The sequence below is a fragment of the Rickettsia parkeri genome (assembly GCF_051427245.1).
Classification (GTDB): Bacteria; Pseudomonadota; Alphaproteobacteria; order Rickettsiales; family Rickettsiaceae; genus Rickettsia; species Rickettsia rickettsii.
On record NZ_CP195774.1, the window covers coordinates 1,123,199 to 1,144,266 of the forward strand.

Here is a 21,068-nt window from a genome sequence, read left to right on the forward strand (position 1 = left end):
GTAAATACTCAATTAAAAAAAAGATATTTTTATAAAATTTTTTGATACCGTCTTAGTTACAAAGTTTACAATGCTAAATTAGCGATTTTAAGGGGTGTTATAATAAGATTTCTTGTGTTCAGTTAATTTCTCCTATATCAAGTAATAAAAATCTTTTAAAAATACTATTAAAATGATTTTTATATTTTTGGATTAAAATCAGTCTGTAGATTCATTTGCAATTTAGTAATAGGAACATTACCGACAAGTTTTACATAGCATGTAAGATCTGGTAGATTCATGATTTCAGATGGCATGACTAGTAATTTTTTCTTCTCAAGGTGATTGATATTGACTCCATCACGCATAGTGTTAGCTCCATAAGATGGACTTTCTTGAGTTTCAATAATTTCTTGTTCACCAAGCATTAAAGCTGATCTATGAGCTGTTTGATAATCACTGACACGAAAAATAAACTTACTTCCAAATAGATCAAGCATTGAAGCTGCTCCTGCAAGACCATATATTTCTTCTAACTGGTAAATATTTTGCACTCCAGCAACAAAACAACCACCATATTTTCGGCCTTCTGCTAACGCTACTGACAAAGCCGGTATTTTTTGTAGTGATGGTAGCTCATCAATAATAAACCACATATTCTGGTTAATATTATTAATGTTTCTATCCATTAATGCTTTTATCACAATACTAATCCACGCAGCAATCAGTGGTCTTAAAGTTACCCTTTGATTAGGAGAAGCTGTAATAAACAGCCAGCCTTCTTCACTATTAAACCATCTTCTAATGCTAAAATTACCGTTAGGCTGTAAATGTTTTAATACAGCAATATTCTTGCTAATTGTTGCTTGAATGCTAGAAGATGTTTCAGGAGCACTACTGCTTATAATACTTGATACAGCGGTAGATTTAAAAATTCTAGCAAATTCTTTATTGCTTGAGTAAGCTAAAGCACTAATTAACTTTTAAATATCTCTGCTATCTTGATATAGTTTTAATCCTTCAGCTAACACTAATTCAGCAGTTTTAGTAAAGACATCATCTATCTTAAGGGTATAACTGCTAAAACTACTAGCTATATCATCAAAGTCAGCAATCTCCTTACAATCATTTCATGGTAGCCAGCACTCACTCCCTATTGCAAATGGATTAAGCAGTTTATCAGATTTAGGATCAAAAAACTTACTAAAGCTACCTGTTAAATCAACAATAATCGCTCTACCACGCTCTTTCCTAATCTGAAGGTTTACAGTTAAAATCCCAAGGAGCAGAATCTATAAATAAGCTTATAGAGCCTGAAATAGAAAAACTAATAGTAGCTAGCAATGTAGCTGAACTTAAATCATCATTAAAAGCAAGTGATAATAGCAAATCACAATTTCAGTCTATAGAATTACTATTTTCAAAATTTGCCAATAACGATAATAATGCACTAAATAATTTGCAGCAACAGCAAATAACAGCTCTGGCAAAGTTTGGCACAGCAGAAAATATCGATACTGCCTTACAAATCTACAGGGAAAAAGGCATAGATTCTTGTATGCTCTACAGTAACAAGATTTGCATAGCAGCAATAGAGAAGAAGATACAGCAAGATTTACAAATTATGAAGAATAAATTTGATCCTAATTATAATCTTGGTAATAAAAGATTTTCTGATATAGTAGTATATGATTTTCAAGGTAAAAGTCATCTCATGCCTGAGGATTACTTAAATGCCATAGGAAGCGATAAACAAGTCATGCAATATGTAAGTCCAAGCTCAAAAATAGGTAAAGAAATAAGAAGTGTGGTAAAGCAAGCATCTGAGGTAAATCTTAGTCAAGGAATAAGAGTATAGTGTAATAATATTTTATCAAATTAAAAAATATAAATATATGAGTAAACAAGGAAACCTGCTTGGTGATCCAGATAAAGGCACGAAGAAAGCTAAGCATGATAAGATATTTCGTAAGGCACTAGAGAATCCTCTAGTAGCCCATGAATTTTTTAATGCACATTTACCTAAGGAAATAAAAGCTTTAATAGATTTTCCTAGTTTAGCAATGGAAAATACCACATTTATAGAAAGCTCTTTAAAAGATTCTATCTCCGATGTTTTATTCTCATGCAAATTTGATAAACAAGACGGATATTTATTTTTGCTTGTCGAGCATCAATCAACAGCAGATCATTTTATGGCTTTTAGGCTATTTAAATATATGATTAATATTTGTGAGCGGTATTTGATACAAAATCCTAAAGCTAAGACTTTACCATTAATATACCCAATGATATTTTACAATGGTCAGGAGAAATATAATGTTGCAAGGAATTTGTGGGATTTATTTGCTAATAATAAATTAGCGAGAGAGTTATGGATTAATGATTATCAATTAGTGAATGTCCATGAAATTCCTGACGAAAAGTTTAAACAAAGGATCTGGTCAGGGATATTAGAATTTTTTCTCAAGCATATACATGAGAGGGAATTATTAAAGAGATGGCAAGAAATATCAGATATATTACCGGAATTAACTAAAATAACGATAGGCTATGATTATCTAGAAATGATATTATGTTATAGTTTGACAAAAATAGAGCAAGCTGATAAAATAAAGCTAGAGAGTTTATTATCAACAAAGTTAAATCCAGAAATAGGGACAAGGCTTATGAGAAGTTTAGCAGAGCATTGGCAACAAGAAGGAAAAGAATTAGGTGTTCTTGAAGGCTTACAAGTTGGTGAAGCTAAAGGTATCCAAATTGGTGAAGCTAGAGGTGAAGCTAGAGGAAAAGCTGAAGGAAAAGCTGAAGGAAAAGCTGAAGGGGAATATAATAAAGCAGTAGAGGTAGCAAAGAAAATGTTAGCTCAAGGTTGCAATATTTCTTTAATTTCTAGTGTAACTGGTCTTGATGAGGTTTTTATTCGTTCTTTAGAGTAAATATATTTCTTGTAAAATAAAAAGTTTTCTATATACATTACCTTTAAAATTTATAATACTAAATTAGCGATTTAAAGGGGTATTATAATAAGGTTTTTCTTGTTCAGGTAATTTCCTACGTGAAGTAATTAAAATCTTTCAAAAATGCCATTAAAATGGTTTTTATATTTGTTGGCTTTAAATCAAATTTGTAAATTCATTGGTAATTTAGTAATAGGGAAATTACCCACAAGTTTTACATAACAGGTAAGATCTGGTAGATTCATGATTTCAGCAGGCATTACTAATAATTTTCTTCTCTCTAAATGGTTCATATTAACTCCATCCCGCATAGAGTTAGCTCCATAGGAGAGGTTCTCTTGAGTTTCAATAATTTCTTGCTCACCAAGCATTAAAGAAGATTTATGAGCTGTTTGCTGATCACTTACTCGAAAAATAAATTTACTACCAAATAAATCAAGCATTGAAGCTGCTCTCGCATGGCCATATATCTCTTCTAATTGATGAATATTCTGCATGCCAGCAACAACGCAGCCACCATATTTCCTGCTTTCAGCTAAAGCTACCCCTAAAGAAGATATCTTTTGTAACGCTGGCAGCTCATCAATCACAAACCACATATTACTATGAGTATTATTGATATTCCTATGCATTAACGCTTTTATAGCTATGCTAATCCATGCAGCAATAAGTGGTTGTAGCATTACTCTTTGATTAGGAGTAGCTGTAATAAATAGCCAACCTTTTTCCTCTTTGTCCCTAAACCATCTTTTGATACTAAATTTTCCATCAGGTTGTAAATGCTGCAACACTGCAATATTTTTACTAATAGTTGCTTGAATACCTGAAGAAGTTTCAGGGGCACTACTACTTATTATACTAGACACTGCACTATTTTTAAAACTTCTTACAAATTCTTTATTATTCGCATAAAGAATAGTATTGATTAGCTTTTTGATGTCTTTACTATCCTGATATAATCTCAATCCTTCAGCTAACACCAATTCAGCACTTTTAGCAAAAAAATCATCTAATTTGGGATTATAATTACTAAAGTTACTTGCCATATCATTATAATCCCAAATTTCATGACAATCATTCCACGGTAACCAATGCTCAGTATTCTCTTGCAAGGGATTAAGTAGCTTATCAAATTTTGGATCAAAAAATCTATCAGTAAAGCTACCTGTTAAATCAACAATGATTGCTCTACCTCGCTCTTTTCTAATTTGAGGCAATAGCTCATTGATCATATTAGTTTTACCACTACCTGTAGTACCGGTAATAAGAATATGTCTCCTCTCACTACTTTTCACCAATGGTAATCCAGAAAAGCAAATATTAGAAGCTTGATTATTTTTATGAAGCATTCTCGCTAAAGTTTTAGCTTCTACAAAATCTGCTCCCCTAATCTTATCTTGGATAACAGCTTTTTTACCTCGATACATAAAAAAGATGATAGCAGTAAATAGACCAATAGTAAAAGTAATAATACCTTCTTGCCAAGCTGAATGCAATAAAAATTGCCCAAGTTGATTGATATTATGCGAATGCGGTGTAATATGCCAGAATTTATGAATAAATTCTTCAGCATTACAGTAAACCCAAGCTTTTTGCTCTAAATAATAGAATTTAATACCTATTTGATCTATAGGATAAAAATGTTCTCCTATAGCAAGTTTTAACTCCGCATATCTCTCTATAATAAAATAATATAAGCTTACTAAGGATAATTTCTGATATATACGCCACATTAACCAAACTACAGTAAATACTAACCCGGCTATTAGAGCATTAATACTGCCTTGCCCAAGCATTCTCATCTGATGAGCAAAAATTTGTGAACCACGAGTAAAATTATTTTGATTTTGTTGCATCCAATTACAAATTATCTTGCATTATCTTTAATTTTTCTTCAAACTCGTCAGCCATAAGATCATTACCTAGTTTTCTTAAAGCCTTAATTATTTCTTTATATTCTGTCATAAGATTAGGTTTATATTTAAGAGCTAAGTTAAAGTTTTCTTTTGCTTCTTTATGTTTGTTTAAATTCACTAAAGTAATAGCTTTTTCTAAATAGCTCTCAGCATAATCAGCTTGACGATTAATCGCTAAATCATAGCTCTTAATTGCTTCTTGATATTTACCTAATTTTCTAAGGGCTATACCTTTTTCTAAGTATGATCCTATATAATCAGGATTATATTTGATTGCTAAATCACAATTCTCTATTGCTTCCTTATGTTTTTTTAATATGTTTAAAGACATGGCTTTGTTATAGTATGCTTCTACACAATTAGGCTGATATTTGATAACTATATTACAGGTATCAATTGCTTCTTGATATTTTCCTAAATTTATTAAAGATACACTTTTATTGTTATAGCTGTTAACATAATCAGGTTTATATTTAATAGCCAAATTATAGTTTTCTATCGCTTCCTGATTTTGCCATAAAGACATTAAAGATATTCCCTTATTATAAATAAGCTTCTGGATATCTAGGGTTATATTTTAAAGCAAGGTCAAAATTTTCTATTGCATTTTGGTATTCTCCTAAATCATTTAATGCACTACCTTTATTATTATAAGCTACTGCGAAGTCTTTCTTATTTTTTATAGCGAGGTTGTATGATATTATTGCCTCGCGATGCTTTCCTATTGTGCATAATACATTTGCTTTGTTATTATATGCTTCTGCAAAACTAGAATCATATTTAATAGTTAAGTCATAATTGTCTATTGCTTCTTGGTACTGTTTTAATGTATTCAAAGTCATGCCTTTATTGTTATAGCACTTAGCACAATCAGATTTATATTTAATGGCTAAATTATAATTTTTAATTGCTTCTTCATATTTACCTAATTTATAAAATGCTCTACCAATATTGAAATATTCTTCTGCTAAAATGTTTGGATCTTGAATCTTGTTTTGTGGATCTATTGGTTGTGGTTTTTCATTAACAATACTAGTGGTATTTTCTGCAAAAGCACTGCTAAAAAATATTAATGGTAAGATAAATATGAAAGCTAATTTTTTGATGTTTTGCATAAATTTCTTCTTAATTATTTTCATTTTTATAGCCTGGTAGTTTAATATTTCTTTTCTTTATCGCCTTATCACTAATGCCAATATTATCTGCTATTTGCTGACCAGTTCTTACAATCGTTGATTCAGGAGTTTTCTTAAATTCACCCTGAATTTGCACCTTCTTATCTTTTACTTTATCATATAACTGCTCAAGAATCTTTACTTTTTCTACTTCATTATTATCTACATTATTAATTAGCATTTGTTCTACATTTTTATCATAAATATCATTTCTTCTGTCATCAATACTACTAATAGCAGCTTGATCATTTAATCGTTGTTTATTTTCATCAAAACTTGATCTCAAGCTTTCTTTAGAGGGGATATGGACACTACTCTTAGCACTTATATGTTGCGTCTTATTACTGGATTTAAACAATAAATATTATTACAAGTATAAATTGAGGCAGATTCACCGCCTTTTAAATGAGCAATCCAGCTCTTTTCATCTTGAGCAAGTGACGCAAGAAAATAGACATTATTATCTCGAACTATAATAGTTCCTGTCATTGACATAATGGCATTTCTCATATTTTCAGGAATCCCTGCTTTTTCTGCTGCCTTGATAAAAATATTATAATTATCTAGCATTAGCTCTGGATCTTTATTTTGGATATTCGCTAAAGCTTGTTTCTGCTCTAAATCACTACGACATTTTTTACCGGCAGCAAAATAATCAAAGCCAGAGCTGGATTGTAAATCCTTGCAAACTGATTCTCTCACTGCTGAATCTTTAGGCAAAATGGAAGCAAAAATAGCTTTAGTCATTTCACAATCGCCCTTAGCAAATTGATTCATTTCCATAGCAAGATTTCTTAAATCTTTCAAGGCATTTTCTATTTGTGGAGCAAAGGTCTTAAGACCTAATGAAAATGCATAAGCTTTTGCTTGCGTACCAATATTTTTCATCAGCTGGACTAGCTCATCTCCTGAGATAATCGAAAAACTGCCAAGGTAAGAATCAATACCACTACAGCTCATGTTTAATGAGGGAGGAGTTATAGAAATGGGATTAAAAGATGTTTTACTTGTCCGCATTGATAGTCCTCCTGCCGCATAATAGCCAGCTGCCTGGGTCTGATACGCACCAGGCTTAGTTATATTAACACTCATCCCTTCAAATACATCCTGTAAATCCCAAGCATAAGATGTTGTTGCTTGTAACAATAAAACTATCATGAAAATATGCATCAGATGTTTTATTTGGATTACTCTTCTAAACTTATTGTTACCAATCATAATCACTAACCTTTAGTCTATTATAGTGCTGAACTATCAATAAAATATTTTTAGCAATTTTATCTTCATTAATAATTCCTCTTGCAACTGGATATATTTGTTTGCCACTGCTATCCACTAAATACAATACCGGAACAAGATTTGTAGGATTAAGACGACTGAGCAACCCAGTATCCCTAGTAGTTTTTATATGTTCAAAATTTTCTCCATCATTAGAGACAAATAACAGCTGAAATTTATATTTATTGGCAAATTCTAGTACAATAGGGGTAAATGTCTGGCAGTAATTGCATCCTTGATTTACTTGCAGAATTAATCCCCAATCCTTAGCTAACAATCTTAGTTTTTGGCTGTTTTCTTCTTCTTGCCTTACTTCATATAATTTTTTATGTAAGGAATTTACTGGTTCATCCATGTTTACTAGCTTGTAATCTAATATCGTTGCTAGTTGCCGTTAAAGAGATTCTTGATCAGCATAAATAAAATCAGCTAATGATTGTAATAATTATTTGTTAATTCAAAAGGTCTCAGTGTGTTTTTACATGATAAAAATAAATAACAAATTTTAGTTATCATATGCTGTCTATATGCTCATGATGTTTGTAGATTTGCTATATTTTTAAATTCTTGACAAATAATTACAACTCTACTACAGTGAAACTATTATTTTGGTAGTAAGAAAAATCCTATAAATAATAGGCATACAAGCCTCAGAGTAAATAAAATTGCATATGTATCAAGAGGGTAAAAATAGTTAGAAAAGAGACTATCTGAATGGCATTCAAAAGGTCGGGGGTTCGACTCCCCCTGGCTCCACCATATCTTATTGCTATTTCAATTTATAAATACTTCACACAGTAAACATATCATAAACTAAGGACTTTTTGCTTTTCAAAAAAAATTAGATAATATTCAAATCTTATCATAATTCCTTTTTAGATTAGTTTTAACTTACTTAGTGAATTAATAAGAGGCTATAAAATGCATAAAGTAATTACACAATTATCAGAAATTAAATTAATTGGTATTACAACAGGTCGGAGAATATAAAGCTCAAAGCGGGGCATTTTAAAGGTAATACAAGTTATTTAATGATAAGCAATATATTAACATAAGCTTTACCCCACTTTCTACTTCTCATTTTGTGCTTTTTTTAAAATGGCTAGAAATGCCACATATAAAACTATGGTGGGATAAGGATATAGAATGGAGTTTAGAATTGATCGAACAAAAATACTCAAGCTATGTTATAGGGTATAAGCTAGAAAATAATGAGCCTAAAAATATACACGCTTACATTATAGAAGCAGACTGTACTCCTTTACAAGGCTTATGATTTTGAGCGTTCAGACCCATTAATAAACTTACCTTCAAAACTTGCAGCACTTGATTATTTCTTTAATGCTTAGGTTCTGTGGACATTTAATAGAATAATAATAATTATAAAAAATCAATTAGAAATCTTCACAGAACCTAGATATATTAATATAGATTAAGTGTAAAAAGAATTAGTGAGAAAATGCTAAAAGATCAGAATTTAGATATAGAAAGAAAGCAAGACCATATTGAAATTAATCTTACGAAAAACGTTGAATCTACACTTAAAAGCGGTTTTGAATCTATTCACTTTATTCACAATGCATTACCGGAAATTAACTACGATAGCGTAAATACAACTACTACTTTCCTCGGAAAATCTTTACAAGCACCTATCCTAATTTCTAGTATGACCGGAGGCACGACTAGAGCTAGAGATATTAACTATAGACTTGCACAGGTCGCTCAAAAAGCCGGTATTGCTATGGGGCTTGGCTCTATGCGGGTTTTGTTAACGGAACCGGATACAATCAAGACATTTGCAGTAAGGCATATAGCTCCCGATATCCCTTTACTCGCCAATATCGGTGCAGTACAGCTTAATTACGGAGTGACACCTAAAGAATGTCAATATTTAGTGGATGCTATTAAAGCCGATGCCTTAATTTTACACTTAAACGTGTTACAGGAACTGACTCAGCCGGAAGGTAATAGAAACTGGGAAAAGCTGTTACCTAAGATAAGAGAAGTGGTTAATTACCTCTCTATTCCGGTAATTGTTAAGGAAGTAGGATACGGTTTATCTAAAAAAGTTGCTGAGAGTCTTATTGACGCAGGGGTTAAGGTTCTTGATATTGCAGGGAGCGGTGGGACATCTTGGAGTCAAGTAGAGGCTTATCGTGCTACAAATTCGTTACAAAACCGTATAGCTAGTAGCTTTATTAACTGGGGAATCCCGACTTTAGATTCTCTAAAAATGGTGCGGGAAGTTTCAAAAGATATTCCGATTATTACCAGTGGCGGGTTAAAATCCGGCATTGACGGTGCAAAAGCAATTCGTATAGGAGCTAATATTTTTGGACTTGCCGGTCAATTTTTAAAAGCGGCAGATACTTCTGAAAGCTTGCTTTCCGAAGAGATACAATTGATAATCGAGCAGCTTAAAATTACCATGCTATGCACCGGATCACGCACTTTAAAAGATTTAGCAAAAGCAGAGATTAGGTTGTAGTAAAATTTATATTCATAATATATTGGCACCAAATTCAAAAATAACTCTTTCGGCCTTATAATCACTCATTTGAACAAGTTTAATGTCCTCAAGATAAATTACCTTTGGTAAATTCGTTAATGACTTTCCGCCAAAATATTAATGCCGGCTTATTTTCAGGAATAACCGCAACTTCCCATAATCTTTTATGCATTTGCCAAATTTGCTTAGCTACTTGCCTACCAACTCCTTTATTTTGAAATCTTGCTATAATAAAAAATTCCCCCATATTCCAATCGATTTTATAATGCGTTCCAACCTTATTAAGCAATATAAAACCTGCTATTTCGTCATTTAATTTAATTCAATATGCTTTCCTATCCGTTTCTATAAAATATTTTTTGTAATTATCAGCTTCATATAAACCATCTCGTGGCAATGTCCAATCATATTCATCTGATTCAAACCCACAATAACGCGATATATCATATATATAAAACCGTACCATATTTTGGATTAGAGGGTAATCAGCAACGGTTGCAGTGGTTAAACGTATATTCTTTACAGATTCATTCTTCATAACTCTTTTCTTAAATATAATTTAGCCATTTCTCCGGAATTATGATAACCTAGCACTTCATAAAATATATGCGTACTGTCTTTAGCACATCGATAACCAGAAGTAAGATCAACGATTACGAGGTTATATTTTTTTGCTATTTCTTCTCAAATATTCCATAAGCTTTTTACCTATTTGTTTTCCCCGATAATTCTCATCAATAACTAAAGCTTCAATATGAATTTTAGTTTTATCTGAGGCGAAAAGCAGCGATTTAGACCAAACAATAAATCCAACTATTTTATTATCTAAACTAGCTAAAGCAACACCATACCCCTCACGATTTATAAAATTCTTAAAACGTGCTATTAATTCTTCTGAACTAGAAGGATAGCCAAGTTAAGCCATCAAAGGTAAAATATTTGTAATATTATCAGGAGTTGCTAAACTAATATTTACACTACTCATAATTATCCTTTTTCTCTTCGTTTCTTTAACCTAGCTAAATCTTTTGGACTAGGTAAATAGCTTTTTAATTTCGTAGGTAAATTCTTCGGTTAATTTAAGTTTAAATTTACCCGTTTTTAATTCAATAACAACATAGCATTTAAGTTTAACATGATAAAAAACTAAATCTAAGTAATAATCCTCTCCTTCTAATTCTATAGGTATGGATTACCTATAAATACAAAATCTTGACCGAGTTCTAATAAAAAATCCTTAATATTATCTATTAGCTTATTTTCTAGTTCTCGTTCTAAAATATTTTCTTTAATATCTAGAAATTCTAAATTATAAGGATTTTTTATAATTGATTTTGCTAAATCAGACTGCATTGCCGGTAAAGTATGTCCAAAATTATTTATACTTTTTCCTGATCTTGCGTATAAATTGCTTTTAATTTGCAAGGTTAGTACGTTACGTGACCAACCGTTTTCTATAGTTTTGTGTGCATACATACCAAAGCCTTTCAGTATGATTTTTAACTTTTGAGACAATGACTATATGATATCCCCAGGGAATTTCTCCAACAGGCTGTTGGGGGATTTGTTCATCGTTATATTCTTCAGCAAATTGCCTCATATAAGAAATATTTTCTATAACTTTTGCTCCCCACTTCTCAAGCTTTTGACGTTTAATTATTTGAAAACCAATATTTCAATATAGTTTTATCAATTCTTTATTTACGCTTAAATGTGCACGAATTCGTATTTGCTTGATTTCTAGCTTCAGATTCTCAATTAAATCGTAGTATGATTTGTAATCTAAAATATTATTCATTTACTCAACATTATTTGTATGCTCTAAAATCTTCTCTGCTAAAGCACTTGCCGTTAGATCACTAACATCTATTTCTAACAAATGAGAATGCGTTATATTAATTAACTCTGCGTTTCCTTCAATACTCAAAGATTTATAACACAAAACTCTATCGGGCCTTTGTATTCGTTTATTATTTTCCTCTACTGAAATAAGTAGTTTTACCGATACAACAAGGAGAGTCACGCTGCAAAGCCATATTTTCTACTTGCTTAAAAAGCTTATGATCACCTTAATTATCTTCTAAGACATTGGTTAATATTATTATATGGCTTTTGGCTTTTCGGTTATTTAGGTATATGTTAAATATTGCTGAATATCATAGAAAGTACTAAAAAACACAAAATTTCCTTTCATATATCCTTTAGTGTTTTATAATGGCATACAAAAATATACTGCTCCTTTAAATTTATGGGAATTATTTGAAAATAGTGAATTAGTAAAAGCTACTTGGATTAATGATTATCAGCTAATTAATGTTCATGAAATTCCTGATGAAAAATTGACAGAAAATACTTGGTCCGGAATTTTATAATTTTTTATGAAGCACATTCATACACGAGATTTGTTAAAGAGATGGTAAGAAATAGCAGACCTTTTACATATATTTGCTGAGGTTAATATAGGGATTGATTATATAGAGTTAATTTTAACATTTTGACCAAACGCGGTCAAAATGATATAATAGAAATAGAGAAATAGAAAAAATACTTAAATCACAATTAATATAGCCAAAAATTTAATCACAGCTGGTGTAAAAACTGATTTAATAGCTACCTCAACCGGATTAAAGAAGGAAGAGGTTGAAAAACTTAAATAAATTACTTATACATGTATTTATTATCATTTATATTAGGAGGATTAAATGTATTACTCCGTCAATTATATTTATCAATTTGCTCTATAGAGTTTTATAAAGATGTATATAAAAACTATCAAGGGTACGGAATAAGATATGTATTTACCTTATCTTTTATTCCATCAATAATTTATTGTATTTTTATATTAAATTACATAATAACTTTAAAAGATTATTTTAACGGAATACAATCATCAAAAGTTACAGCCAACATTGAATATATTATCAATCAATTACCGGAAATTAAATATAATAATTCAAACATTTCAGTTGAAGAAGTAGAGCCTATATATTTATATAGCAAGAATAACAATAAAATAGTCGTCATTGATACAAAAAATCAAGTTTCTAACAAAGAAAAAAGCAAAATACCGTTTGTACTTGAAGAGAATAAGCTGAAGATAAATTTAATTGTAGCCAATACTAAGAAAAATTTCCCAAGTACTGTTAACTATTCTGAGATATTCAAGCAAAATGAAGTAATTTTAACTCCTGAAATAATAAAAAAATATTTTGCCGATCATTTATTATATGCACCAAATTTATTTATTTATTTCGGTATGCCGGCTATTATATTATTTTGGTTTGTAACATTCTTATTAGAGAGAAGTATTATAGTTTTGTTAGTATATAGCTTAGCTAATTTACTTACTACTAAAACTTCAATACAAACTTCTATAAGGTTAGTAATGTTTTCAAGCGGAGTCCCGATAATATTACAACCGGTTATTATTATATTAATACCGGAATTAAGCATATTATTACAGCTACTACAAATGTTTACAACTTGTTTAGTATTTGTCGCTATTTGGCAAATTAACAAGAACCTATCGCACTATATGTAAGAAAAATCAATTATCATATAATATGTGATTTTAAATCCTCAATTTACTAAAAAAACAGCCTATTATGGTTTGCAGAAGAGCCGCAAGTTAAGGCATTTTCACAAGATAAAGAAGCAACAGAAGTAGACCTTATAAGAGGAAGAGTAATTAATATTTATGATAAAGGCGGCTACTTAAAGCCGGATCAATTGGTAATTCATGAACGAGAAGCTATTGGAGTAAAAAATGTTGAAGTAAAGAGCAATCTAAATTTCTTTCAACAAATTTTCGCTGCAGTAGGTCTTATAAAGGACACAAAAACAATCAAAGAAGAATTTACTTATACTATCGGCAATATACAAGGAATATTAGAGGATAACGGTCAATTTATTAATAATTCTGAAGAAATTAGAAAATTTGTTGATAAAAATAGAGATATTCAAATTGCAGATATTGACGGTATCGGTATTGGTAATTTAAATCATCAGGGTAAAATACAAATTAATTCAAAGTTTGGACTAAGTAATGAAAAAATTATTCTTTATAAGGATGGTCAATTAGCTGCTATTGCAAGAAAAGGTCCACTTATAAATCAAGAAGGAGAGCCTTTATACAAAGATAACTTAGTCCAAAAAGATAATAAAGTTTATCTAGTTGGAGATGTCAGAAGAAATATTGATACACCTTTTAGAGATCCCAAAACTAGAGCTAGAGATAATTGGAATAGATTAATAAAGAAATTTAAGCATGCTTTAATACCGGAACATGAGTTAGGAAAATTAAACGATGCAATAGTAGATTCTGTAAGAGTTAAAGTAGTTCATCCAAATCCAAAACTTGCAGAACATCATCTTCAAGAAATAGCTCAAGGTAAACAAATATGGGATGGGCATAAATTTAAAATATTACGTATGGGACCAGAAGAAAAAAATCACCAATTATTCTATGATACCTCCTCTCAAAGATTACTTGATGCTAAAGGTAAAGTAGCTTCTACTATCGGTAAAGAAAGTAAATTTATGATTTAAAGCATGAATAATGTTCAAGCATTTGTAATGGGAGAGGATGGAACAATTTATATGGGTACTCATAAAAATCAATATTTGCCAAATACTAAAAATCTTGTTCACGATTCATTTTTAATTGGAAAGCCTGCGGAAGCAGCAGGAGTTATAGGTATAAATGATAGGAGAAAAATTGATTACCTTCGTAATAATAGCGGTCATTATCAACCTGAAGCTTTAGAATTTAAAGTACTAATATTTAATTGGGTCCCGCTACAAGCTTGCGGGATGATGACAAAGCAATTTTGGATTCCCGCTTCTAGCTAGGAATGATATCGAAGGTGTTTTTTGCACCATGCAACAACGTCCCTAGGCAATGTTGGATTAACACTTATTTATAATATTCTCTCCTTCTTTTCTACTGCTACTAGTTTTTACACAATTAAATTTTAGTTTATATTAACAAGCTAATTTTTTATTAAATAATATAATTATATACTTGACTAAATTACTTGGGTATTGTAGATATTAAATAATTTTAAGTTTTAATAGGTTGGTTATATGATGCTGACGACGAAAGGAAGATATGCCGTAATGGCAATACTTGAAATGGCTTCAAAATCAAGTGCCGAACCGGTCACTTTGAATGAAATGTCCGTAAAACAAAATATATCGCTTAACTATTTAGAGCAGATATTTTCTAAACTTAAAAAAGCTGATCTAGTTAAGGCTATTAGAGGATCGAAAGGTGGGTATATTTTAATCGGTAACCTAGAAGAAATAAAAATTTCCGATATTATGGACGCCGTTAACGAAAATTTTATAATGACTACCTGCTATAAGAAGTCAGTTAAAACTTGCGTGCCTGATACAATAAAATGTAATTCGCATAAATTATGGCAAGGTCTTGGTAAGCATATTAGAGATTATTTTGAAAATATCTCAATTAAAGATGCTTTAAACTCAAATTTAAATATATGATATATTTAGACCATAATGCTACTACTTTTATCGACCCTAGAGTTAAGGAATTCATAATAAGTTTAATGGACAAGGAGCTTAACCCTTCATCAGCACATAGCTCAGGTAGATTTGCTAAGAATCTCATAGAAACGGTACGCGCACAAATAGCGACGGCTCTTGGTATAACCTTATCATCTAGAGAATATGATATTACTTTTACTTCATCAGGAACTGAAGGTAATAATTTAATAATGAAAAATTTTTATGACGGCGATATTTTTATTTCAGCTATTGAACATTTATCGATCTATAACCATATAAACTACGCTCCAAATATTAAAGTTATAAGTGTTAATACGCAAGGGCTAGTTGATTTAGAACATTTAGAAGAGTTGTTAGCTCAAAGTAATACTAGTAAAAAACTAGTTTCCATAATAATGGCTAATAATGAAAGCGGAGTTTTACAAGATATAGCTGAGATAGGTAAAATAACTAAAAAATATGAGGCAAAATTTCATAGCGATTTAGTGCAAGGTTTTGGCAGAATACCAATAAATATCAAAGCATTAGGATTAGATTTTGCTACAATTTCAGGGCATAAAATAGGAGGGGGGCAGGGTGGTGCTGCTTTAATTTCTAGCTCTAATTTTCAAGTTACTCCAATGATTATAGGAGGAGGGCAGGAAAAATCAGTACGCTCAGGCACTGAAAATGTTTTAGCAATTGCAGGATTTGGTTTAGCTTCTGCATTGAGGACAGATAATATCTCAGAAAATTATATAAAAATCAAAAAGTTACAAGAAAATTTAGAGAAAAAATTAAAAAAATATCCTAATGTAAATATTGTTAGTAATAACGTAGCTAGGTTGCCTAATACTACCTTAATTACTATACCAAATACGGATGCACAAGCGAAATTAATCGGGTTTGATTTACATAATATTTGCGTAAGTTCCGGTTCTGCTTGTTCATCGGGAAAAATATCTAAATCGCATGTATTAACCAATATGGGTGTAGGGGAAGAAGAAGCAAAATCTTCGATTAGGATATCTTTAAGCCATACTAATACGGTAAGTGATATAGAGGCTTTTATAGAGGCTTTTGAGGAGATTTACGATGTCATTCCTAGCTAAAAGCTACGTTGTTGCACGGCTCCGTTTATGTCATTCCCGCTTCCGCAGGAATGACATCAATGACTGTTTAAACTATACCAAAACATGAATTAATTTAACCATATGAACCCACAATTAAACAATTTAACCTTACCGATATATATGGATTATCAGGCGACGACTCCAATAGATCCAAGAGTAATGGAGGCAATGTTGCCTTATTTTACTACCAAGTTCGGCAATCCTCATTCACGCAGCCATTCTTTCGGTTGGGAGGCAGAAAACGCCGTTGAAGAGGCAAGGAGTATGGTAGCAAAGTTAATAGGAGCGGATACTAAAGAAATTATTTTCACTTCCGGTGCAACTGAGTCTAACAATCTTGCAATAAAGGGAATAGCAAAATTTTACAGCAATAAAAAGAATCATATTATTACCGTAGTCAGTGAACATAAATGCGTACTTGATGCTTGCAGGCATTTAGAGCAAGAAGGTATAAAAATCACATACTTACCGATTAAGCCAAATGGAATAATCGATTTAGAAACTCTAAAAAATGCCATTACCGATCAGACTATGTTAGTTTCAGTTATGGTGGTTAATAATGAAATAGGTGTTGTTCAGCCTTTAAAGGAAATCGGGAAAATTTGCCGTGAAAAGGGCGTTTTTTTTCATTCCGATATTGCTCAAGGTTTTGGTAAAATTCCAATTGATGTTAACGCATTTAATATTGATCTTGCCAGTATCTCAGGACATAAAATTTACGGTCCGAAAGGAATAGGTGCATTATATGTAAGGAAAAAACCTCGTGTGCGTGTTACACCGCTCATAAACGGTGGCGGGCAGGAGAGAGGTATGCGTTCAGGTACGCTACCGACTCCTTTAATCGTAGGGCTTGGCATGGCTGCTGAAATAGCGTATAGTGAGATGGAAAAAGATACTAAGCACGTAAATTACTTATTCGACAGATTTTTAAATAATATACATAAGCGAATTTCAGAAGTTTATTTAAACGGCGATAAAAATCAAAGATATAAAGGTAATTTAAATTTAAGCTTTGCCGGAGTTGAAGGAGAATCAATGATCCTTGCCATTAAAGATTTAGCGGTTTCCTCCGGTTCTGCTTGTACTTCTGCCTCTTTAGAACCGTCATATGTTTTACGTTCTATGGGAATCGGTGAAGAGCTTGCCCATACTGCAATTAGGTTCGGCATAGGTAGATTTACTACCGAGCAGGAAGTTGACTACGCAGTAAATTTAATATGCTCAAAAATCGATAAACTAAGGGAATTAAGCCCTCTTTGGGAAATGATGCAAGAGGGAATTGATTTGAAAAAGATTAAATGGGCTGTACATTGAGAATATCGGCATTGCGAGCAGCCGTAGGCTGCGTGGCAATCTTGTCAAATATCCTGAGATTGCTTCGTCAAAACTTGCAGTTTTTCCTCGCAATGACGGCTCAGGTATTCACGCAAGTATAACATACAAAACCAAATTTTAGAGAATAACAATGGCTTATAGCAAAAAAGTGATAGATCATTATGAAAATCCTCGTAATGTTGGATCGCTTGATAAAGAAAATAAAAATGTTGGTACAGGACTAGTTGGAGCTCCTGCTTGCGGTGACGTTATGAAGTTACAAATCGCAGTTGATGATAACGGGATTATTACAGATGCTAAATTTAAAACATTCGGCTGCGGTTCAGCTATTGCTTCAAGTTCTTTAGTAACGGAGTGGGTTAAAGGAAGATCGGTAGAAGATGCCGAGACTATTAAAAATACCGAAATAGCAAAAGAATTGTCACTTCCACCGGTCAAATTACATTGCTCACTACTTGCTGAAGATGCAATAAAAGCAGCTATAGCCGATTACAAACAGAAAAAAGAAAGCAAAAAAGACTCTTAAAATATGAAAAATGTTATTTCATTAACCGATTCTGCTGCAAAGCAAGTAAAATTGCTAATAGAAAAACGCGCCAAGCCTACCTTTGGTATTAGGGTAGGGGTTAAGTCAGGCGGTTGTGCCGGTCAGACTTATTACGTGGAATATGCCGATAGTAAAAATCAATTCGATGAAGTAGTTGAAGAAAAGGGCGTACGGATACTAATCGACCCAAAGGCATTAATGTATATTCTAGGTTCTGAAATGGATTATGTAGAGACTAAATTCAAATCCCAATTCACTTTCACCAATCCTAACGAAAAAGCTAATTGCGGCTGCGGCAAATCTTTTAGCGTGTAATACTTTAGAATCAATAAAGGTTTTAAAATATGTTTAACTGGGTTTATAATAAAACACCTAATATTGAAAGCTTACGAAAAGCACTAGAGGAAAGAATTGATTTCTTTTCTCCGCTTAATACAGAAGAAAAGGAAAGAAGGGCTGAAATTAGACTTATGAGAGATGCTGATATCGAAAATGATAAAAAGTCTATTCTAGAAGCAATAGTAAAAAAGGACAAATTATTTTAGAACCCTATACGGAAATACCTTTAAAAGAAAGTTGGCTATTTAATCACAAAAAGGTTTTAACGCAATTAAATAACGGTATTAAAGATTCTGCTAAAGGGCAAGTTAAATTTATAGAAGATTTCAGTAAATATTTAGATGATGACTTTGAAAATTCTTTTTACTATTCAAGCTAGTAAAGATTTGGAAGAACTCGAAAATAATCAAGGATTAGCAAAACGTTTAAAAGCAGTAAAAAAACACTGGCATATCTACAGGCAAACCCTCATCATCCTAGTTTAAATACCTATAAATATAAAAATCTGTTAAAGGACATAACGGAGAAGAAATATTTGAAGCTTATGCTGAAAATAATACTCCTGCTGCTTATAGAATTTTTTGGTATTATGGACCAAACAAAGATAATATCACACTTGCAGTTGACTATTACACAAATAGATTTATTTTAAGAAACATCATGCAAATCACCGGAAAATGAAATCCCCCAGCCTACTGCGATATGATTAGGATCACGTATATTAGTATATTTAACTAAATCCTGAACAGGAGTATCATAATTTTGTGAAATTTTTGATAAAGCATCTCCTGATTTCACTGTATAAACTTTAGCGGTGCGATTTGGCATATTAACTCCTAAGATTATTTTTGATAGCTTAAAAAGCTATCAATCTTTTGTTTATAAATCAAGAGTAAAATAATTATAGTAGTTTTCACTATTGCTAAAAATCATTATTTCAGCTATGTTAAAGCTGTTTCTTTAAATTAGATTAATATGTCACAAAAATTAGGTTTCTGGGCGGTTTTTGCCTTAGTAACCGGCAGTCAAATCGGTACTAGCGTTTTTATATTGCCGTTAAGTTTAGCACCGTTCGGTATATACAGCATTTGGGGCTGGGTACTTTCATTATTCGGTGCTATGAGTATAGCACTTGTATTTTCTACCCTTTGTGCAAAATTTCCTAAAACAGGAGGTCCGCACGTTTATGTACGGGAAAATTTCGGGGATAAAATAGCTTTTTTCACCGGTTGGACTTACTGGGTTATATCCTTTGTCAGTACAAGTATAGTAGTCATTTCGGCAATAGGTTATCTAACGCCTTTTTTTAAATCACAAGCGATTTTAGACTTAATATTACAGATCATATTATTAGGTGCTATTATGGTTTTAAATTTAAAAGGTCCTGAAGTAGCAGGAAAAGCAGAGTTTTATTTAACTCTCTTAAAATTTGTTCCATTGCTTATAGTAGGTTTATGTGCTTTATCACATTTTAATATAGATAATATAACTATTGCCGAGGAAGTAGAGAATTTAAGCATTCCGAGCATTATGGGAAGAGTTGTACTTCTTACTTTTTGGGGATTTATCGGCATAGAATGTGCAACTACCACAGCAGGTGCGGTAAAAGATCCGGCAAAAACCATTCCACGAGCCATAATAGTTGGAACTTTTTGCGTAGCAGTGTTATATATTATTAATAGCATAGGTATAATGGGATTAATCCCTGCTTCTGAACTTGTCAGTGCTAAAGCTCCTTATGCCGATGCCGCTTCATTATTATTCGGGGGTAAATGGTCAAGCGTAATTACGGTTATAGCCTCGATTATATGTATAGGTACGCTCAATGCTTGGGTGCTAACTAGCGGACAGATAGCTCTTGGGCTTGCAGAAGACGGTTTATTACCGAAATTTTTTGCTAAGAAAAATAGCAATAACGCTCCAACTCACGGAATTATTGTAAGCTGCCTTGGCATTGTGCCGTTATTAGTCTTTACGGCAAATGATAATTTTGCCAAACAGATTACACAAATAATAGATTTCTCGGCAATCACATTCTTATTCGTCTATTTAATTTGTAGCTTAGCTTTTTTAAAGGTGATTTTTAGCTCAAAAGAAAATTTTTCTTATTATTATTTACTTATAGCTATAATATCGATTATCTTTTGTGCATGGGTTATCTATGAAACACCTGTTAAAACTCTGATTATAGCTAGTTCTTTTACTATCTTTGGTATTCCTTTGTATTATGGATGGTATAAATGTCATTCCCGTCTATGAGCGTTGCATAGCTGGATGCTGAGCTGTCATTGCGAGCGACTGCAAGGAGCGTGGCAATCCAGAAAAAATAATAAAAAAATTCTGTAAATCAGAATTTTTTAACTGGATTGCTTCGTCAATTACTTAATTA

General features: G+C 31.8%; 22 protein-coding genes and 8 pseudogenes. 16 read left to right on the top strand and 14 right to left on the bottom strand.

Features of this window, described 5'->3' with window-relative positions:
- Positions 1–179 precede the first annotated feature (179 nt).
- A pseudogene (locus ACSFFC_RS06340) lies at positions 180–1,238 on the bottom strand (type IV secretion system DNA-binding domain-containing protein); the annotation flags it as partial.
- An 11-nt stretch (positions 1,239–1,249) separates the two neighbouring features.
- On the opposite strand from ACSFFC_RS06340, the pseudogene ACSFFC_RS06345 reads away from it, so the two are divergent.
- Together ACSFFC_RS06345 and ACSFFC_RS06350 are read left to right on the top strand one after the other, a co-directional pair.
- Positions 1,250–1,837, top strand: a pseudogene (locus ACSFFC_RS06345) (hypothetical protein); the annotation flags it as partial.
- A gap of 37 nt (positions 1,838–1,874) precedes the next feature.
- Positions 1,875–2,918 (top strand): Rpn family recombination-promoting nuclease/putative transposase, encoded by a 1,044-nt coding sequence (locus ACSFFC_RS06350; protein WP_014410760.1) that lies wholly within the window; start codon positions 1,875–1,877, stop codon positions 2,916–2,918.
- 182 nt (positions 2,919–3,100) lie between these two features.
- Here ACSFFC_RS06350 and ACSFFC_RS06355 read toward each other — a convergent pair whose 3' ends face one another.
- The 5 genes and pseudogenes from ACSFFC_RS06355 to traF form a co-directional block, all read right to left on the bottom strand.
- Positions 3,101–4,795 carry a type IV secretion system DNA-binding domain-containing protein gene (locus tag ACSFFC_RS06355; RefSeq protein WP_014410761.1) on the bottom strand — a complete coding sequence of 565 codons (1,695 nt, stop codon included), beginning with the start codon at positions 4,793–4,795 and terminating at the stop codon, positions 3,101–3,103.
- Positions 4,796–4,799: 4 nt separating this feature from the next.
- Positions 4,800–5,994 (bottom strand): annotated as a pseudogene (locus ACSFFC_RS06360) (tetratricopeptide repeat protein).
- Positions 5,981–6,316, bottom strand: coding sequence for a hypothetical protein (locus tag ACSFFC_RS06365; protein WP_499217205.1), 336 nt, complete (start codon positions 6,314–6,316; stop codon positions 5,981–5,983). The pseudogene ACSFFC_RS06360 and the gene ACSFFC_RS06365 overlap by 14 nt, the downstream one beginning before the upstream one ends.
- A gap of 41 nt (positions 6,317–6,357) precedes the next feature.
- Positions 6,358–7,248, bottom strand: a pseudogene (locus tag ACSFFC_RS06370) (conjugal transfer protein TraH); the annotation flags it as partial.
- Positions 7,238–7,699, bottom strand: a pseudogene (gene traF / locus ACSFFC_RS06375) (conjugal transfer protein TraF); the annotation flags it as partial. The pseudogenes ACSFFC_RS06370 and traF, both read right to left, overlap by 11 nt.
- Before the next feature lie 717 nt (positions 7,700–8,416).
- Here traF and ACSFFC_RS06380 point away from each other — a divergent pair.
- Positions 8,417–8,584, top strand: coding sequence for a hypothetical protein (locus tag ACSFFC_RS06380; RefSeq protein ID WP_014410765.1), 168 nt, complete (start codon positions 8,417–8,419; stop codon positions 8,582–8,584).
- A 183-nt stretch (positions 8,585–8,767) separates the two neighbouring features.
- Positions 8,768–9,796 carry a type 2 isopentenyl-diphosphate Delta-isomerase gene (gene fni, locus ACSFFC_RS06385; protein WP_012719760.1) on the top strand — a complete coding sequence of 343 codons (1,029 nt, stop codon included), beginning with the start codon at positions 8,768–8,770 and terminating at the stop codon, positions 9,794–9,796.
- Positions 9,797–9,884: 88 nt separating this feature from the next.
- Here fni and ACSFFC_RS06390 read toward each other — a convergent pair whose 3' ends face one another.
- From ACSFFC_RS06390 to ACSFFC_RS06420, 7 genes and pseudogenes are all read right to left on the bottom strand, one after another.
- Positions 9,885–10,106: an acetyltransferase gene (locus tag ACSFFC_RS06390; protein WP_012719761.1), complete on the bottom strand. Its 222-nt coding sequence runs from the start codon at positions 10,104–10,106 to the stop codon at positions 9,885–9,887.
- 33 nt (positions 10,107–10,139) lie between these two features.
- Entirely contained in the window at positions 10,140–10,355 is a 216-nt protein-coding gene (locus ACSFFC_RS06395) for a hypothetical protein (protein WP_004998351.1), read from the bottom strand.
- A pseudogene (locus ACSFFC_RS06400) lies at positions 10,352–10,802 on the bottom strand (GNAT family N-acetyltransferase). The gene ACSFFC_RS06395 and the pseudogene ACSFFC_RS06400 overlap by 4 nt, the downstream one beginning before the upstream one ends.
- Before the next feature lie 48 nt (positions 10,803–10,850).
- Positions 10,851–11,006, bottom strand: a complete 156-nt coding sequence (locus ACSFFC_RS06405) for a PDDEXK nuclease domain-containing protein (protein WP_081420740.1) — start codon at positions 11,004–11,006, stop codon at positions 10,851–10,853.
- Positions 10,997–11,332, bottom strand: a complete 336-nt coding sequence (locus ACSFFC_RS06410) for a PDDEXK nuclease domain-containing protein (protein WP_041472216.1) — start codon at positions 11,330–11,332, stop codon at positions 10,997–10,999. The genes ACSFFC_RS06405 and ACSFFC_RS06410 overlap by 10 nt, the downstream gene beginning before the upstream one ends.
- The gene (locus tag ACSFFC_RS06415) at positions 11,253–11,417 is read right to left on the bottom strand and encodes a DUF1016 N-terminal domain-containing protein (RefSeq protein WP_081497780.1); all 165 of its coding nucleotides are present in this window, start codon (positions 11,415–11,417) and stop codon (positions 11,253–11,255) included. The genes ACSFFC_RS06410 and ACSFFC_RS06415 overlap by 80 nt, the downstream gene beginning before the upstream one ends.
- A 198-nt stretch (positions 11,418–11,615) precedes the next feature.
- Positions 11,616–11,853, bottom strand: a pseudogene (locus tag ACSFFC_RS06420) (hypothetical protein).
- Between the two features lie 168 nt (positions 11,854–12,021).
- Here ACSFFC_RS06420 and ACSFFC_RS06425 point away from each other — a divergent pair.
- The 10 genes from ACSFFC_RS06425 (at position 12,022) to ACSFFC_RS06470 (ending at position 18,885) form a co-directional block, all read left to right on the top strand.
- Positions 12,022–12,189 carry an Rpn family recombination-promoting nuclease/putative transposase gene (locus tag ACSFFC_RS06425; protein WP_014120874.1) on the top strand — a complete coding sequence of 56 codons (168 nt, stop codon included), beginning with the start codon at positions 12,022–12,024 and terminating at the stop codon, positions 12,187–12,189.
- A 296-nt stretch (positions 12,190–12,485) separates the two neighbouring features.
- The gene (locus ACSFFC_RS06430) at positions 12,486–13,358 is read left to right on the top strand and encodes a DUF1189 family protein (RefSeq protein WP_041472217.1); all 873 of its coding nucleotides are present in this window, start codon (positions 12,486–12,488) and stop codon (positions 13,356–13,358) included.
- Between the two features lie 188 nt (positions 13,359–13,546).
- Positions 13,547–14,365 (top strand): hypothetical protein, encoded by an 819-nt coding sequence (locus tag ACSFFC_RS06435; RefSeq protein ID WP_014410768.1) that lies wholly within the window; start codon positions 13,547–13,549, stop codon positions 14,363–14,365.
- A gap of 3 nt (positions 14,366–14,368) precedes the next feature.
- The gene (locus ACSFFC_RS06440) at positions 14,369–14,668 is read left to right on the top strand and encodes a hypothetical protein (RefSeq protein WP_014410769.1); all 300 of its coding nucleotides are present in this window, start codon (positions 14,369–14,371) and stop codon (positions 14,666–14,668) included.
- 234 nt (positions 14,669–14,902) lie between these two features.
- Positions 14,903–15,322 carry a Fe-S cluster assembly transcription factor gene (locus tag ACSFFC_RS06445; RefSeq protein ID WP_012150915.1) on the top strand — a complete coding sequence of 140 codons (420 nt, stop codon included), beginning with the start codon at positions 14,903–14,905 and terminating at the stop codon, positions 15,320–15,322.
- Positions 15,319–16,437 (top strand): cysteine desulfurase family protein, encoded by a 1,119-nt coding sequence (locus ACSFFC_RS06450; protein ID WP_014273534.1) that lies wholly within the window; start codon positions 15,319–15,321, stop codon positions 16,435–16,437. The genes ACSFFC_RS06445 and ACSFFC_RS06450 overlap by 4 nt, the downstream gene beginning before the upstream one ends.
- A 102-nt stretch (positions 16,438–16,539) precedes the next feature.
- Entirely contained in the window at positions 16,540–17,772 is a 1,233-nt protein-coding gene (locus tag ACSFFC_RS06455) for an IscS subfamily cysteine desulfurase (RefSeq protein WP_010977349.1), read from the top strand.
- A 151-nt stretch (positions 17,773–17,923) separates the two neighbouring features.
- Positions 17,924–18,319: a Fe-S cluster assembly scaffold IscU gene (gene iscU, locus ACSFFC_RS06460; RefSeq protein ID WP_014410770.1), complete on the top strand. Its 396-nt coding sequence runs from the start codon at positions 17,924–17,926 to the stop codon at positions 18,317–18,319.
- 3 nt (positions 18,320–18,322) lie between these two features.
- The gene (locus ACSFFC_RS06465; protein WP_004998325.1) at positions 18,323–18,655 is read left to right on the top strand and encodes an iron-sulfur cluster assembly accessory protein; all 333 of its coding nucleotides are present in this window, start codon (positions 18,323–18,325) and stop codon (positions 18,653–18,655) included.
- Positions 18,656–18,684: 29 nt separating this feature from the next.
- Positions 18,685–18,885 (top strand): hypothetical protein, encoded by a 201-nt coding sequence (locus ACSFFC_RS06470; RefSeq protein ID WP_014410771.1) that lies wholly within the window; start codon positions 18,685–18,687, stop codon positions 18,883–18,885.
- 442 nt (positions 18,886–19,327) lie between these two features.
- Here ACSFFC_RS06470 and ACSFFC_RS06475 read toward each other — a convergent pair whose 3' ends face one another.
- A complete protein-coding gene (locus ACSFFC_RS06475) occupies positions 19,328–19,507 on the bottom strand; it encodes a LysM peptidoglycan-binding domain-containing protein (protein ID WP_014410773.1) in 180 nt (59 codons plus the stop codon).
- 147 nt (positions 19,508–19,654) lie between these two features.
- Between ACSFFC_RS06475 and ACSFFC_RS06480 the strand changes: the two genes are divergently transcribed.
- Positions 19,655–20,938: an APC family permease gene (locus ACSFFC_RS06480; RefSeq protein ID WP_014410774.1), complete on the top strand. Its 1,284-nt coding sequence runs from the start codon at positions 19,655–19,657 to the stop codon at positions 20,936–20,938.
- Between the two features lie 15 nt (positions 20,939–20,953).
- Positions 20,954–21,063 (top strand): annotated as a pseudogene (locus ACSFFC_RS06485) (lytic transglycosylase domain-containing protein); the annotation flags it as partial.
- Positions 21,064–21,068 lie beyond the last annotated feature (5 nt).